Below are 15,904 nucleotides of genomic sequence, written 5' to 3' on the forward strand. Positions count from 1 at the left end.
ACCTCAGTTCAGGCGGATAAATTCAATACGATCAAAGACGGCTTTGGCAAAGTCTTCTGCCGCCGAACGCGCGTTTTTCAGGGCTTCGCTGCTGCCGACATAAGTGGAAGGATTAGCGGAGATAACCGTATCGAACGATTCACCGCAGCGTTCAAAGCCATCCAGCCGAGGCAGCGCCGCATCTAGCATATCGCCGCCAAATATCTCTTTCGCCAGGCTGTGACACATCTTGTGGTCCGCTTTATTCGACAGCTTGGACATAAAGCCAATGTTACCCTGCAACCGGCAGGTGGCTCCCGACTCTTCGATGATGTCGATAAGCTCGGGCAGGCGCGTCAGATACTTCAGCGTGGAGTGGAAATCAACCTGTGCCGGCGGCACCGGCGTCATCAGCAAATCGGAAGCGGCAATGGCGTTTTTCAGGAAGGCATCCAGATGTGGGCCGCTGTCAATAAAGATGAAGTCGTAATCTTTTTTCAGCTTAGCCACCACGTTTTCATACAGCACCGCATGCACGTTTTGCTGCGGCAGATGCTCCGCACACAGCTCTTCCCAGCGTGAGGCAATGAAAGCGTCATCGATAGAGGCAGGCAGTACGTCAACGCCTGGAATAATCGACGGCACAATAAATTCGCTTTTCAGCTCTTCACGGCTGACGTTTTGCAGCATCGCCTGAGCTGCGGTGGCTTCAACCAAACCGACCGAACGTTCATGATTCAGGAACATGGTGGCCGAAGACTGAGGATCGAGATCGATAACCAGGATACGTAAATCTTCGAACAGCAGGTGCGGATGCGCGCGCAGCGCGTGCGCCAGCGATACCGTGGAAACGGTTTTAGACACGCCGCCTTTCAGGTTACCGACAAACAGCGTAAACGCTTCAGGATGGCGATCGCGGTATTTCGGGACGCCGCGATGATGGTAAATGTCGATAATATTTTGGATCGACATCGCGTATTTGGTAGAACTACCGGCCGCGCGCTTATCAAACGGATAGCCGTTTTCTTCCATCTCGTTCACCGCGTAATCGACACTGGCGCGCGTCAGCTTAGGCAACTTGGCTAACGCCGCTTTGGCATAAACCTGGTAAAAAGTATTCTCGTGCAACTCTTCTTTTTGCGCCTGAATCTGCTCCGTCAGGCTCATCAGCATTCTTTCTGAGCGTTGAGCGACTTTCAGAACCTGCTTCTCATCGTTAGCCATACTTGCTCCACACATGTAGGATTTATGACTTTATACCGAAATCCTGCACATGAGGCAAATCTATCTCATCTGTTCATCATCAGCTCGCGTTACAAAAAGGCCTTTTGCGTGAGGGGCTTAATGCAGAGATTCACTGCATTCAGTAAGTCGCATTGTCTGATTGATAATCAACTGGTGAAAATGTGATCGGCGTTACGTCTGCGAAAGCGCGACATTCACTGTAATCAGTGGTCGTGTCCTGCAGGTAAATGGAAAGGTTGCGCTCACAGTTTGCGCATAGTAATCCTCAGGTCGCGCTGCTGGTGTTCACTGTAATCAGCAATTCGACGTTGTTAATGATCACTGTTCACTGTATTCAGCGTAACATTCACTGTAATCAGCAGCGTTGAACAAGGATTCACTGTAATCAGTAAACCTATGGGTCAGCCAGACAACGCGTCAGAGCAGGGCAGGGAAGGGAAGGAGCGGTTGAAAGATTCACTGTAGTCAGTAAACGCATGAGTTTTGCAGCGCAACACGACTAACGTTCACTGTAGTCAGTAGTCGTTCTTCTGGTTAACGTTGCGTAGCTTAACGTCGCCGTGGCGGATTAGGGCTTTGCAGCCATCCGTTCTGTCGGACAAACCGTTAGCGCAGAGCATTGCTATAGTTTGCGGTATGGCACTACAAAGCAATGCGTATAGCAGCAGTGGTATCAGTGGTCATGAGTGGCCGCAACGCGGTAAACGCCTGCCAGCCAACGGTCAGCAGCCCGCATAAGATTCACTGTAATCAGTAAGCCTGCACCTCGTCACACCTGCCATTCACTGTAGTCAGTAAACCACGTCCCCCTTTTCGTCAATGTTTACTGTAATCAGTAATGTGATCGCTGTCAGGTAATGGTAATAACAACATCCGGCTGTTCACTGAGCAACATTCACTGTAATCAGTACTAAAAACGACCTGGTTGCACAGTGATTGAGCTGCCCGGCAAAGCATTCACTGTAATCAGCAAAGACGCGATTCGCTTCTGCGCGGGTAATCATAATCGAAGGTTCAGGGCAGGGAAGGGCGATGGATTAAAACATTCACTGCAATCAGTAACCGATACCGCTCTATACCATCTGGTAAAGCCGGATCATCACAGGCTCGTTCACTGTAATCAGCACCCACCGGCTGCGCTTTATGACCTATGGTGTTCACTGTAGTCAGCATTCGTCATCCAAAGATCACTCCGTCATCCTTTGCACTGCAGGCGGAGAAGCACTCTTGATGTTCACTGTAATCAGCAGTTGCATTGGTGTAAGCGCAGCCAAAGAACAGGGCCGCCGGCGTTCACTACAATCAGTAAATCATGGCCGGCATTCACTGTAATCAGTGGGCGTGACCAACCCTGTCACTTTTACTGGTTGTTTTCACAGCATAATTACTGATTACAGTGGGCACTTACCCGTTTAACTATTATTAATATTATTAATCATGAACTTAGGTAACAGCGTTCACTATAATCAGCTCTGTTAGGCCATCTGATATTCACTATAGTCAGCAAGACCACCTGGCAGACAGAACATTCACTGTAAACAGCCAGCCGCGGCTCTGGCGGGGATTTAAAGACGATTTATACCCACCTGGTAAGTACCCACTATCGTTACAGGCGGCATATACTGCGAAAACGGGTAGCGTAGCGATACAGGGCGCAAAGCGAGAGCGTCAGCCTTTACTGATTGCAGTGAACGTTACCGATTACAGTGAACAACAGCGGCTGTGCTGATTACAGTGAACGGGGGAGAATGCTGCCGTGTCACTTTTGCAGCTCAGTGACACGGCGGGCGGAGGGCTTACTGATTACAGTGAATGGGGGAAATCAGTCTTCAAAATCGAGGTCTTCCAGCGAATCGATACTTTCGAGATTGCTGATTCCATCGAGTTTCGGCGTGCGACTGTGGATGATGAAAAACACCGAACGGCCGCGTTTCACTTCGGAATAGTCGAGGTAGCCGATCTCTTTCAGTTGCTCCATGGCGCGTCGCACCACATGGTTTTGCGTGGTGGTTTTTGAACCGAGATTGAGGCGCATCCGCAAGCGCGCCAGTGAAATCGGCGCCGGGTTAGTCGGCAGACTTTCCAGATACGTATACAGCGCCTGCGCCGACTCCTTACGCTTGAGGCGCGAAATAGCCCGCAGTTGCAACAGCACCTTGTGGTCGAAGTTATACAGCTCAAACAGCTTAGGATCGGCCTGAATGCGCACCAGATCTTTCTCACGATCGTAGTAAGCCGACTGCACCAGATGCGTGTGGTAGGCTTTACCATTCCCTTCAAACGACAGGGTATTGGTCGCGATGCGTCGCAGCGAGGCGTCAAGACGCTTACGCAGTGCTGCGGACGAGTTGGCTGAAGGAATACCGCACATCTTAACGAAGTCGATAAACGGCAGCGTGACGGTGTCGCCCTTCGATGGATAACGCGAGAAAGACTGAATGATGCCGGCCCAGGTTTTGAAATCATTATCCATATCCAGCCGTGCGCCGGTGATGGTAATCTTTTCATAGCCTTCCGCTTTCACCAGCGACAGGTTCTTGAGTTCTTTGGTGGCATCAGTTGAAGCCATGGCGCCGGATTTGCCGCGAGCCGTCGACTTCAGGGTAGGAACAAACAGACCCAGGCGCATCAACGCGACCGGTTGTACGGTGTTATTTTTATTGGGATGAAGCTGAATAACTTCACCGCTGTTTTTTGTCACCGACAGAAAAGGTTCAAGTAACGCCTTGTTTTCACTCTCTTTATCTGCCATAGCCTGAGATCTTCATTCTGTGGATGAAAAGGATCGGTATCTGATTACAGTGAACATTAACACTGTTTATAGTGAACATTCTACTGTCTATAGTGAATAAAGTACTGACTATAGTGGACACTTTACTGATTATAGTGAACACGATCACCTTCTCAGCCCTTGTCTGGTGCGGCCTGCCGCGATCGGGGATCTCTTAGGATCTCTTTTAGATCTCTTTATGATCTTTCTTTAAGATCTAATCACTGTATAAGTGAATAACCCGTTGAGACGACTCACGCTGATAAGCGTAACCTGCAGAAAATTCGCTTACGTCGACGAATCCTCATGTGACGCTAGAAACTGAAAATCTTCAGGCCAGTTCACTCCCTCAATTCATTCCAGGTGAACAACTTGCTCTCATCTATTCATTTTTCATCACCTGATAGCTGGCGTAAGGTAGATCCCAATCTGATCAACCCGATTATCTGACGAAGGCATCTTATGACTGAGCACGTTATTTCACGTAATCCCACCAGCGGCGAAATCATTGGTACGTATCCACTGCAAAATGCCGCTGAACTGGAAACAGCTTTACAGCAGAGCGCCAGCGCCTTTGCGCAGTGGCGTAACACAGAGATGGCACAGCGCGTAAAGGTGCTGCGTCAGCTGGGTGAACAGCTGCGCCAGCGTCAGGATCAACTGGCCACGCTCGCTACGCTGGAAATGGGTAAGCCGATTGCCCAGGCGCGCGCCGAAGTCCTGAAATGCGCCAGCCTGTGTGACTGGTACGCTGAACACGGACCGGCGATGCTGGCGGATCAGCCCACGCTGGTGGAAAACCAGCAGGCATGGCAATCCTTCCGTCCACTCGGTGTGATCCTGGCGATGATGCCATGGAATTTTCCTTACTGGCAGGTGCTGCGCGGCGCGGTCAGCATGCTGCTGGCTGGCAACACCTACCTGCTGAAGCACGCTCCGAGCGTCATGGGCTGCGCTTACCTGATGGAAGAGCTATTTGCCGCAACCGATCTGCCGCGCCGCGCATTTAACGTGATCAACGTGGATAACGACGGTGTTTCTGCCGCTATCAACGATCCACGCGTTGCGGCCATCGCGGTTACCGGCAGCGTGCGCGCAGGTGGCGCAATCGCGGCACAGGCCGGTGCGGTATTGAAAAAAACCGTGCTGGAACTGGGCGGCGCCGATCCTTTTATCGTGCTGGCCGATGCCGATCTGGATGCAGCTGTGGCCTCAGCGGTCGCAGGACGCTACCAGAACAGCGGACAGGTGTGTATGGCGGCCAAGCGCTTCATCATTGAAGAAAGCATCGCAGACGCGTTTGAGGCGCGTTTCAGCGCAGCCGTGCAGGCGCTGAAAGTCGGCGATCCATTGCTGGAAGAGACCTATATCGGTCCAATGGCACGCTACGACCTGCGCGATGAACTGGATCATCAGGTGCAGGAAACACTGCAGCAGGGTGCTCGTCTGGTACTGGGCGGCTACAAGATCGACGGAGTTGGCAACTATTATGCGCCGACCATCCTCGCGGACATCACGCCAGCGATGACGGCCTTTCGCCAGGAGATCTTTGGACCGGTTGCGGCGATCAGCGTGGCTCGCGATGCGCAACATGCGCTGCAGCTGGCAAATGACAGCGAGTTTGGCTTGAGCGCCACCGTGTGGAGCGGTAATGAAGCGCTGGCCCAGCAACTGGCGGAGCAACTGGAAACCGGCGCGGTGTTTATCAACGGCAACGGTGCCTCGGATCCGCGCGTCGCTATCGGTGGCGTGAAGAAAAGCGGCTATGGCCGCGAACTCTCCAGCTTCGGTGTTCACGAGTTCTGTAACATCCAGACGGTGTGGAAAAACCGTCGCTAACCACACCGGGGCGCGCGATACTGTGCGCCCCGATTTCCGGAAGCCATCTTTTATGCAGACGCCAGGCATTCTCATCCTTGCTGCCGGTCTTGGCAGCCGTTTTCGTCAGGCCGGCGGTACCGGGCACAAACTGCTGGCACCGTATCCTGATGATAATGGCGTGCCTCAGCCGCTGCTGAAGCTGACGCTGCAGCAGGCGCAGCGCAGCGGTTTGCCGCTTCTGCTTGTGCACCGACCGGACGATCATCCCCTTCAGCAGCTGGCACAGCAGTGCGGTGTGGCGAGCTGCTCTATTGCCAGCGCCGGCAGCGGTGAAAGCATTGCCGCTGGCGTGCGGGCCACCGCGCACTGGCATGGCTGGCTGATACTGCCGGGCGATATGGCATGGGTGAGGGCGGAGGATCATCAGCGTGTGGCACAGGCGCTGCGCCAGGGCGCGCCACAGGTGCGGCTCAGCTGGCAAAACCAGCCGGGCCACCCGGTGGGTTTTGCCGCGCACTATGGCGCGGCGCTCGCTCAACTGCAGGGCGACAGCGGTGCCCGCGCGCTGCTTGACCCGGCTATTCTCATCACTCTGCCGGCCCATCAGGGCACGATCCGCGACGCGGATCTGCCGCGATCCGATGCAAGCCGCTGACCGGCAGCACGCCTGACTGGGTCAGTGGCTGCCGGGATTAGCGCGTACCTGCGCCACCTTTTCAGTCAGATCTTGCCACACCGGTTCATCAGGCGCGTAGCGCTGGCGCAGCCAGGCAGCAATATCCGCAACCTGCTTATCCGACAAACTGGCGGCAAAGCCGGGCATATAACCGAGCGCATCGGTTGCCGGTTTGTCGATACCGTGCAATACCACCTGTAACAGATTATCCGGCGTCGCGCTGGTTATGCTGCTGCTGTTGGCCATCGATGGGCTGACGCCAAACAACTGCGGTCCGCCCTCGCTGGCGCTGTGGCAGGCCTGACAGGCGCCTTTAAACAGCCGTTCCCCTGCGGCAGTGTTCCATGCCGGTTTTGCCGCCGGTGCAGCGACAGGGCGCGCTGCCTGACCATTGATATCCGCCAGATAGCTGGCCATGGCGCGCACATCGGCTTCCGGCAGGGTGGCGAGATGGCTTACCACCGGTGCCATCGGTCCGGCGGCAACGCCGTGCTGCGCATCGTAACCACTGCGCAGGTAGTTATACAGCGACTGCGCCGTCCACGGCTGCGGGGCTTTATTCAGCTGATTGAGAGCGGGCGCTTCCCAGCCGTCCACCCAGCCACCGGCGAGGAAATTGTCCCCGCGTTTTTCCGCGCCCAGCAGATTACGCGGCGAGTGGCAGGCACCGCAGTGTCCGGCCCCGTTCACCAGATAGGCACCGCGATTCCATTCGGCGCTTTTGCGGGGGTCAGGCTGGTATTCGCCGCGCCCGAGGTAGAGCGCGTTCCAGCCCGCCATCAGGAAGCGCAGGTTATAGGGGAAGCGCATCTGGTTTTCTGCTGGTGCCTGCTGTACCGCCGGCTGTGACATCAGCCAGGCGTACAGCGCCTGCATATCGCCTTCGCTCAGCTGGCGAAAGCTGGTGTAAGGAAACGCCGGATAGAGATGATGACCGTCGCGGCTGATACCCTGGCGCATGGCGCGATCGAAGGCGTTAAATGACCAGCTGCCGATGCCGGTCTGTTTATCCGGCGTGATGTTGGTGGTGTACAGCGTGCCAAACGGCGTCTCCATCTTCAGGCCGCCGGCATTGGTCGCACCGCCTTCCGTGGTATGGCATACCGCGCAGTCACCGGCGGCGGCCACCTGACGGCCACGTTCCAGCATCTCTGCCGACCAGCTTCCGGCGGCCGGGGGTGTCACGGGCGCAATCGGTGCGCGCCACGGCAGCGCGTTAATCGCCACGCCAGCGGCGAGGCCGAGCAATCCTGTTACGCCACCCAGCGCCCATTTTCGGCTGCGGCGGCGGACGGCTTGGGCCGGTGCCGCCAGCTGTGGCTCCGGCTGCGGATCGGGGCCGTTCAGCGCCTGACGCAGTTTGTCAGCGGTAATGGGCAATTCGCGAAAACGGATACCGGTGGCATCAAATACCGCATTGGCGATGGCCGCGGCGCTGGGCACCGACGCGGATTCCCCCGCGCCGAGCGGCGGTTCGTGCGGGCGCGGCACCATCATCACGTCGATATCCGGCACTTCCGGAAACGTCAGGATCGGGTAGCTGCCCCATTCCTGGCTGGTGATCAGGTTGCTTTCAATCGTCACCTGTTCTTTGAGCACCCGGCTGGTGGACTGAATGACATTGCCGTGAATCTGATGCTTTACCCCTTCCGGGTTGATCATCATGCCGGCATCATGGCCCACGGTGATGCGCGTAACGGCGATCTCGCCGCTCTGCTTATCAATCGCGACATCCGCGACCCAGGCAGCCCAGGCGGCGCCGAAGCCGGGAAATTTGCTGTGAATATAGCGTGCGTAGGCAAAACCGCGTCCGCGCAAAATGCCGGGTTCGCTGGCGGTCTGCTGAATGGCGGTGCGCGGCGTCCAGTCTGCACGTGCAGCGGTGGAGCGCATTAGCTCGGCGGCGCGATCGTCCTGAATGTAGCGCAGCCGGTACTCCACCGGATCGACGCCTGCCGCGTGGGCCAGCTCATCCATATAGGATTCATGGGCAAAGGTGTTGGGCAGGGCCGAAACGCCGCGCATCCACGAGGCGCGTACAATCGGCGCCATGTCCTCAATGGTGACGCGCAGATGGGGAAAATCGTAAGGTGGAATGGAGGTGCGATCGCCCATTTCATACGCCAGCGCCACCGGATCGACGCGGCCGGTCAGCAGCAGCGCCAGGGTGGGTGCGCCGTTGGACGGATAAGACGTAGTGAAATCATACACCTGCGGATTGCCCTGCGCGTCCAGCCCGCCGTCCACCTCCATCAGCTGCGCAGTGCCTTTCGGCTCCCACACGTGTTCCTGGGCGCGCGTCAGCTGGACCCGCACCGGCTGGCCTACTGCGCGTGACAGCAGCGCCGCATCGGCGGCCACGTCATCGGCGCAGTTGCGACCGTAGCAACCGGCGGCTTCCATGCGGTTCACTTCAATGGTCTCTTCCGGCCTCTCCAGCAGCCATGCCAGATCGGCGCGCAGCAGGTGCGGGTTCTGCGTGCCGCTCCACACCTGCAGCGAATCAGGCTGATAGTCGGCCACCGCGCAGGAAGGGCCAATCGACGCATGCAGCTGATAAGGCCAGACATAGCTGCGGGTAAAACGCTGCGCGACATTCGCCAGCGCGGCATCCACTTCACCGCTGTCATGCACCACGCGCGAGGTGCGGGGATTATCACGAATAGCCTGTTCGATATCGCGCAGGTCCGGCAGGCTGTGTTCCCACGGCTTCCAGCGCACCTGTAATGCGTCCATCGCGGCGATAGCCTGCTCCTCGCGCTCGGCCACCACGCCGACAAAATCCGCGATCTGCACCACTTTCACGATGCCTTCGAGATGCGCGATCGAGCTTTCGTCAATGCTGAGCAATGAGGTACCGACAAAGCTGCCGGTGTCATAGCCCGCATACGGTGGACGAATGACCCGGCCGTGCAGCATACCGGGCACGCGCAGGTCATGCACCCATGTCAGTTCACCGGTGGCTTTGGCGGGAATATCCACCCGCGCCGAGCTGGTACCAACCAGGCGATATTCACTGGCGGGCTTGAGTGTTACCTGATGATCAATCGGCACGATGCTGCGCTGCTGCTGCACCAGTTCGGCAAATGACAGGTGCTCACCGCCGGGGTGCTGCAGGAAACCGCTGTCCAGCGTGATGCTCTCCACCGGCAGCTGCCAGCGCGCGGCGGCCTGCTGTAACAGCCACTTGCGCGCCGTTGCAGCCGCTTTACGCAGCGGTACGGCAGAAATTTGCAAGGTGGCGCTGGCGATGGTGGCGCCCTGGTTGGGCACGCGCAGCGTATCGCCCAGCACCATTTGCACCTGATCCATGCGCAGATTGAGCTCTTCGGCGACGATTTGCGTCAGCGCGGTTTTCACCCCGGTGCCGAGATCAACATGGCCATTGAAGGCCCAGACGCGGCCAGAACCGTCAATAGCCAGAAACAGTGCGCGCTCTTTGGCTTTCAGCGTCGGCGTCTGACCTTTGGGCACCAGCCCTGGCGGCGGCTGAATCTCATCGACAATCAACAGGATGTCGCTGGCTGCCAGCAACTGCTGCTGCGTGGGGACGTTAGCCGCACTCATGATGCCGCCTCCGCCTGCTGCAGGCATAAGGTGATGGCGCGCTTCACCGCGCACAGGATCTCCTGATGGGTGCCACAGCGGCACAAGTTACCGCTTAGCGCTGCACGTATCTGCCGGTCATCAGGGCAGGGCTGAGCGCGCAGCAGCGCGGCGGTGGTCATGATCATGCCGTTAAGGCAGTAACCGCATTGTGCGGCCTGCGCCTCAATAAACGCCTGCTGCACCGGGTGCAGTGCTTCGCGATTGCCCAGGCCTTCCAGTGTGGTGATAGCGCGCTGACGCACGCCATACGCCGGGATGACGCAGGCACGCGCGGCAACGCCATCGATCAGCACGGTGCAGGCACCGCATTCACCCAGGCCGCAGCCATATTTGGGTCCGTTAAGCTGGAGTTGATTACGCAGCACCAGCAGCAGCGAGGTATCGCGATAGCTGCTGATGGGGTGAGTCGCACCGTTCACCTCAAGGGCGTAATGGCACGTGGATGCAGGTGAAACCGGTGTGGCAGTCTGATGTGCCAGCATTTTCATTATTAACCGCCTTAGCGAGGCGGCTAAGCGCCCCGGGTTAGGGCTGGCTCGTATCGTCCAGCATTTTCTTCAGCAGATAAATCAGCGCGACCCGTTCGGCCGGATTTAGCTGCCCGTAAGTCATTTCGGTGATGCGCATCGCGTTGTCTGTCGTGCTGTCAATCAGGCGGTGGCCTGCATCGGTCAGCATGACAATCACTTTGCGTTTGTCGGTGGGATCGGGCCCCAGACTGACCAGATCGCGCGCCTTAAGACGCTCAACCACACCGCGAATGGTGGCCTGATCGACGGCGGTATAGCGCACTAAATCGTTCTGTGCGCTCGGACCGCGATCGCGCAGCGCACAGAGGGTAATAAATTGCACGGCGGTGATCTGTGAATCACCGACGTGTTGCTGAAAAATCGCCGCATGGCGTTGATACACCTTGCGCAACAGATGGCCAACCTGCTCGGTATAGTCATAGCGCTGGTCTGCGCGCGGATCCTGCTGGTGCGACATGCCTTTATCCTTTTTCCCGGAAACTGTCAGGCAGTGTAATGCATTGTCACTGCGCTGACAGCCGTTCCCTGCGCACGATTAACGCGCGCGTGAGGCCTCCGGTGCCACCACTTCACCTTCCGCCACCACCAGCAAATCGTCCACTTTGATGTCGCAGCGGCGCAGAGCAATGTCCATATGGCACGGCGTTTTGCGCTTACCGCCCACTTCGGTGTTCGGTCCGGTCGAAAACAGGAAGTTGCCGTAAAAGGCGCGCGCGTCCATACACATGCCGTCGTTTTTGTCGTGTAATCCCATCGCCGTCCACTGTGCGCGCGGCTGCAGCCCCCAGCCGATGTGGGAAATACCGTACACTTCCGGATCGTTGAAGTAGCGCATGTAATCGCGCAGATACTCGGCTTCAAAGCCACCGTGAATGCGGGTGACAAAACCTTTCTCGATCTCCAGCGTGATGCGTTCACGCGCGTAAGATTTAAACGGCAGCAGGATGTCGCCGACGTCCAGCACCAGCACGCCTTCAGCCTGATCTTCATTCGGCCAGGTAAACAGGAAGCCGCTCGGCCAGTGATCCCAGCGGCCTGGCTCATCCGCGTAGCCATATTCCGTTACCGTGGGGTACTGGCCGAGCGGGGCACGAAAATCACTGCCGGCCGGCGACTTCACCGTCATCATGCGCGCTTTTTCCAGCACTGCCGCCGCGGCCAGCACGCGCGACTTGTCCTCTTCGTTTGGCAACATTCGTGCCAATACTTCCGGCGGCTCGACGGCCAGCAAAATTCGCGTCCCGGTTTTCAGGATTTGCTCCTGCTCCGGCGAATGCAGCAGCATCATGGTATCGACGATCAGGTCCGCCGCTTCCAGCGCGCGCTGTGCGGCAATGTTGCCGGTAAGCGCGGTATCACCACAGTAGGCGGTCATGTCGTTACCCATTGCCGTCGGGTGATTGAAGGCCGGCAGCTCAATGCAGTACACCTTCGCGCCCAATCGTAGTGCAGCATCAGTGGCGGCCTGCACGGTGCGTGCATCGGAATAGTGACTTTTCAGGATGGCGACACTCTGGCTGGCGTCGACTTTCGACAGCCGTAAAACCTGCTCGAACATCTGGCCTAACTGGCTCTGATTTACTGCCATAGCGGTTTCCTCTCAGGGTTAGATGTCAGACAATTTGCTGCGCAAAACTTCAGCTATTTATAGCGAACACGCTTTATGTGTTTGTTATAGACGTGTTGCGAAGAACAGTGCAAGCATTTCTTTTTGACATAAGAAAAGCCTATTTAACCTTATCATCAGGCTGTGATTAACATCATGTTATCGAGTTTTCACTGTAAATACGGTTGCTTTTAACAGTGTCATAACCTCAATAATTAAAGCGTATGCACTATAAATTCAGCGTCGGGTTTGATCGTTTATCCGCGTGCATACCTTCAAATCAGCGTCAGTGTGAGAGGAAAATATGAGCAATATGAAACGCATCGCGGTGATCGGCGCCGGGCTGGGCGGGCTTGCCGCCGGCTCGCTGTTACAGAAAGCGGGATTTCATGTCACGGTTTATGAACAAAGCCCGGCTTTCTCCCGTCTGGGTGCCGGCATCCACATGGGGCCGAACGTGCTCAAGGTGTTTCGCCGCATGGGCATCGAACAGCAGCTGGAGGATCTGGCTTCGCACCCCGATTTCTGGTTCAGCCGCGACGGCGAGACCGGGGAGTATTTGTCACGTATTCCGCTGGGCGCTTATGCGCGCAAAGAGTACGGTGCGGCTTATGTCACGGTGCACCGGGGCGATTTGCAGGCCATGCAGATGACCAGTCTGCAGCCGGGCAGTGTCCAGTTCGGCAAGTGCCTGAGCAGCGTCGAGGACAGCGGCAGCGATGTGGTGCTGCGTTTTCAGGACGGCAGCGAAGCGCGCGCGGATATCGTGATTGGCGCGGATGGCATCAACTCAAAACTGCGTGAGCATCTGCTGGGGGTGGAAGCGCCCACTTACAGCGGCTGGGTGGCGCACCGTGCGCTAATCCGTGGCGAACAACTGCGCAAATACAACCTTAGCTTTGAAGATTGCGTCAAGTGGTGGTCTGAAGATCGTCATCTGATGGTTTATTACACCACCAAAGCGCGCGACGAATATTATTACGTCTCCGGGGTGCCGCACCCGGCGTGGGATATCAAAGGCAGCTTCGTTGAAAGTAGTCAGCAGGAGATGCTGGAAACCTTTGGTCACTACCATCCGGTGGTACAGGCGCTGATCGAGTGCAGCGAATCGGTCACCAAATGGCCGCTGCTCAACCGTCAGCCATTGCCGGTATGGAGCGAAGGGCGCATTGTGCTGCTGGGTGATGCCTGCCATCCGATGAAACCGCACATGGCGCAGGGCGCTGCGATGGCCATCGAAGATGCCGCCATGCTGTCGCGCTGCCTGACGGAGACCGGTCTTGATGATTATCGCACCGCGTTCCGCCTGTATGAAGCCAACCGCAAAGAACGCGCGTCGCGCGTGCAGGCCGTCTCTAACGCCAATACTTTCCTGCGTACCCAGGAAGATCCGGCCTGGGTTTACGGCTACGACGTGTTTGCCGCGCCGCTGAAAAGCGAGGTGACCTCATGAGCCGTTTTATGCACGGCGGTCAGGTACAGGCCAACGGCATTCGCCAGCACTATCTGCGCTACGGCGGCAGCGGGCCCGCGCTGATCCTCGTACCGGGTATCACCAGCCCGGCGATCACCTGGGGTTTTGTGGCGGAAGTTTTTGCGCAGCATTTTGATACCTGGGTACTGGACGTGCGCGGTCGCGGGCTCTCCAGCAGCGGTGAAGGACTGGATTACGGCATGGAGAGCTGCGCCGATGACATCAACGCCTTCGCGGATGCGCTGGGGCTGACGCGCTATCACCTGGTTGGCCATTCGATGGGCGCGCGCTTCATCATGCGTGCGGCGGTGAAACAGCCAGCCGGCGTGCTGTCGCTGTCGCTGATCGATCCGCCGGTTTCCGGACCGGGCCGGCGTCTCTATCCGGGTCAGTGGCCGTGGTATGAAGATTCCATTCGCGACGCGCAGCGCGGCATGGATGCTGAAGCCATGAAGCAATACTGCCCGGCCTGGAGCGATGACCAGCGTCAGCTGCGCGCCGAGTGGCTGCATACCTGCTATACGCCGGCCATCCGTCGCGCCTATGACGATTTTCACCAGCTCGATATCCATCAATATTTCCCTCAGCTGCCGGCAAAAACCTTGCTGATGGTGGCAGGCAAGGGCGGCGTCATTCAGGCGGAAGATGAAGCCGAAATCCGCGAGCTGCTGCCGACCATTGAGATCAGCCGGGTAGCCGGCGCCGGTCACATGATCCCGTGGGATGATTTTCACGGCTTCTTCAACGCCTTTGGCACCTTCCTTGGCCCCTCACTGACTCCGGAGACGCAGCCATGACGCGTTCGTATCGTATCGGCCAGATTGTGCCGAGTTCCAACATCACCATGGAAACCGAAATTCCCGCCATGCTGCAGGCGCGCCAGCTAATTCGCCCGGAGCGGTTTACCTTCCACTCCAGCCGTATGCGCATGAAGCACGTCAATAAAGATGAACTGGCGGCGATGGATAAAGAGTCCGACCGCTGTGCGCTGGAGTTGTCCGACGCGCGCGTTGACGTGCTTGGCTATGCCTGTCTGGTGGCGATCATGGCAATGGGCCCGGGCTATCATCGCCAGTCGCAGCAGCGTCTGACGCAGGTCACGCGCGACAACGAGGCGCTGGCACCGGTGATCACCAGTGCCGGCGCGCTGGTCGATGCGCTGCATATTATGGGCGCGAAGAAGATCGCGCTGGTGGCGCCCTACATGAAGCCGCTGACCGAGCTGGTGGTGGATTACATCCAGCGCGAGGGGATTGAGGTAAAGCAGTGGCGCGCACTGGAAATTGCCGATAACCTCGCCGTCGCCCGCCACGACCCGGCCAATTTACCCGGCATCGTGGCGGACATGACGCTGACGGAAGTTGATGTGGTGGTGCTGTCGGCCTGCGTGCAGATGCCATCGCTGCCGGCGGTGGCAAAAGTGGAGGCGCAGACCGGCAAGCCGGTAATTACGGCCGCCATTGCCACCACGTACGCTCTGCTGAAGGCGCTGGAGCTGGAGCCGGTGGTGCCGGGCGCGGGCGCACTGCTGTCCGGTGCGTGGTAAGGAGAAACCATGAGCCAGAGTGTCAGTGATAACTACGCCGGTGTCTGGGGTAACCGCATCGGTTTTGGTCAGCGTCCGGCGCTGCTGCTGATCGACTTTCTGCAGGGTTACACCACCCCGGGCGCCGCGCTATTTGCCCCGGGCGTGGTGGAGGCGGTGGCCGCTGCACAGGGCCTGCTGGCGGCGGCGCGCCAGTGCGCGATTCCGGTGATCCATACGCAGATTCGCTACCACCCGCAGCATCAGCAGGACGGCGGGATCTGGGTGCAGAAAGCCCCGGTGATGCGTGACATGGTGGAGGGCAATCCGCTCGCCGCGTTTTGTCCGGCGGTGCAGCCGCTTGCCGCAGAAGTGGTGATCACAAAACAGTATGCCAGCGCGTTTTTTGGCACGTCTCTGGCATCGATGCTGGTGGCGCAGGGCATCGATACGCTGCTGATCGCCGGCTGCTCCACCAGCGGCTGCATCCGCGCCAGCGCAGTGGATGCGTTGCAATACGGTTTTCGCGCCATGGTGGTGCGCGAATGCGTGGGCGATCGCCATGATGCGCCGCATCAGGCCAATTTGTTTGATATCGACAGTAAATATGGCGACGTGGTAAGTAAAGCCGCGGCGCTGGAGTATCTCGGGAAGTTCAGCGCCCGTTAA

Annotated in this window: 12 protein-coding genes; 6 read left to right on the forward strand and 6 right to left on the reverse strand. The window is 57.8% G+C overall.

Annotation, left to right across the window (positions count from 1 at the left end; genetic code table 11):
- Positions 1 to 3: 3 nt before the first annotated feature.
- Both C1N60_RS21335 and C1N60_RS21340 read right to left on the reverse strand, forming a co-directional pair.
- Entirely contained in the window at positions 4 to 1,203 is a 1,200-nt protein-coding gene (locus C1N60_RS21335) for an AAA family ATPase (protein ID WP_058776156.1), read from the reverse strand.
- Positions 1,204 to 3,046: 1,843 nt separating this feature from the next.
- Positions 3,047 to 3,976, reverse strand: coding sequence for a RepB family plasmid replication initiator protein (locus C1N60_RS21340; protein ID WP_021508802.1), 930 nt, complete (start codon positions 3,974 to 3,976; stop codon positions 3,047 to 3,049).
- A 480-nt stretch (positions 3,977 to 4,456) separates the two neighbouring features.
- Here C1N60_RS21340 and C1N60_RS21345 point away from each other — a divergent pair, with 480 nt between their 5' ends.
- A complete protein-coding gene (locus C1N60_RS21345) occupies positions 4,457 to 5,833 on the forward strand; it encodes an aldehyde dehydrogenase family protein (RefSeq protein WP_394521976.1) in 1,377 nt (458 codons plus the stop codon).
- A gap of 52 nt (positions 5,834 to 5,885) precedes the next feature.
- On the forward strand, positions 5,886 to 6,470 hold the full coding sequence (locus C1N60_RS21350) for a nucleotidyltransferase family protein (RefSeq protein WP_278707105.1): 585 nt from the start codon (positions 5,886 to 5,888) through the stop codon (positions 6,468 to 6,470).
- Positions 6,471 to 6,491: 21 nt separating this feature from the next.
- Here C1N60_RS21350 and C1N60_RS21355 read toward each other — a convergent pair whose 3' ends face one another.
- The 4 genes from C1N60_RS21355 to C1N60_RS21370 all read right to left on the reverse strand — a co-directional run bounded on the left by C1N60_RS21355 (position 6,492) and on the right by C1N60_RS21370 (position 12,218).
- Positions 6,492 to 10,061, reverse strand: a complete 3,570-nt coding sequence (locus C1N60_RS21355; RefSeq protein ID WP_394521995.1) for a molybdopterin cofactor-binding domain-containing protein — start codon at positions 10,059 to 10,061, stop codon at positions 6,492 to 6,494.
- Positions 10,055 to 10,582, reverse strand: a complete 528-nt coding sequence (locus tag C1N60_RS21360) for a (2Fe-2S)-binding protein (RefSeq protein WP_370445697.1) — start codon at positions 10,580 to 10,582, stop codon at positions 10,055 to 10,057. The genes C1N60_RS21355 and C1N60_RS21360 overlap by 7 nt, the downstream gene beginning before the upstream one ends.
- Before the next feature lie 43 nt (positions 10,583 to 10,625).
- Positions 10,626 to 11,087 (reverse strand): MarR family winged helix-turn-helix transcriptional regulator, encoded by a 462-nt coding sequence (locus C1N60_RS21365; protein ID WP_021508807.1) that lies wholly within the window; start codon positions 11,085 to 11,087, stop codon positions 10,626 to 10,628.
- 78 nt (positions 11,088 to 11,165) lie between these two features.
- Complete coding sequence (locus C1N60_RS21370) at positions 11,166 to 12,218, reverse strand: 2,5-dihydroxypyridine 5,6-dioxygenase (protein ID WP_058770414.1); 1,053 nt, start codon at positions 12,216 to 12,218, stop codon at positions 11,166 to 11,168.
- A gap of 322 nt (positions 12,219 to 12,540) precedes the next feature.
- On the opposite strand from C1N60_RS21370, the gene C1N60_RS21375 reads away from it, so the two are divergent.
- From C1N60_RS21375 to C1N60_RS21390, 4 genes are read left to right on the forward strand one after another with little or no spacing between them, the layout of a single operon-like run.
- Positions 12,541 to 13,689: an FAD-dependent monooxygenase gene (locus C1N60_RS21375; RefSeq protein WP_058780991.1), complete on the forward strand. Its 1,149-nt coding sequence runs from the start codon at positions 12,541 to 12,543 to the stop codon at positions 13,687 to 13,689.
- Positions 13,686 to 14,507 (forward strand): alpha/beta fold hydrolase, encoded by an 822-nt coding sequence (locus tag C1N60_RS21380; protein WP_021508810.1) that lies wholly within the window; start codon positions 13,686 to 13,688, stop codon positions 14,505 to 14,507. Before C1N60_RS21375 ends, C1N60_RS21380 begins: the two co-directional genes overlap by 4 nt.
- Positions 14,504 to 15,256 carry a maleate cis-trans isomerase family protein gene (locus C1N60_RS21385; RefSeq protein WP_394521977.1) on the forward strand — a complete coding sequence of 251 codons (753 nt, stop codon included), beginning with the start codon at positions 14,504 to 14,506 and terminating at the stop codon, positions 15,254 to 15,256. Before C1N60_RS21380 ends, C1N60_RS21385 begins: the two co-directional genes overlap by 4 nt.
- A 9-nt stretch (positions 15,257 to 15,265) precedes the next feature.
- A complete protein-coding gene (locus C1N60_RS21390) occupies positions 15,266 to 15,904 on the forward strand; it encodes an isochorismatase family protein (RefSeq protein WP_215801011.1) in 639 nt (212 codons plus the stop codon).

The sequence above is a fragment of the Pantoea sp. SGAir0184 genome (genome assembly GCF_043544755.1).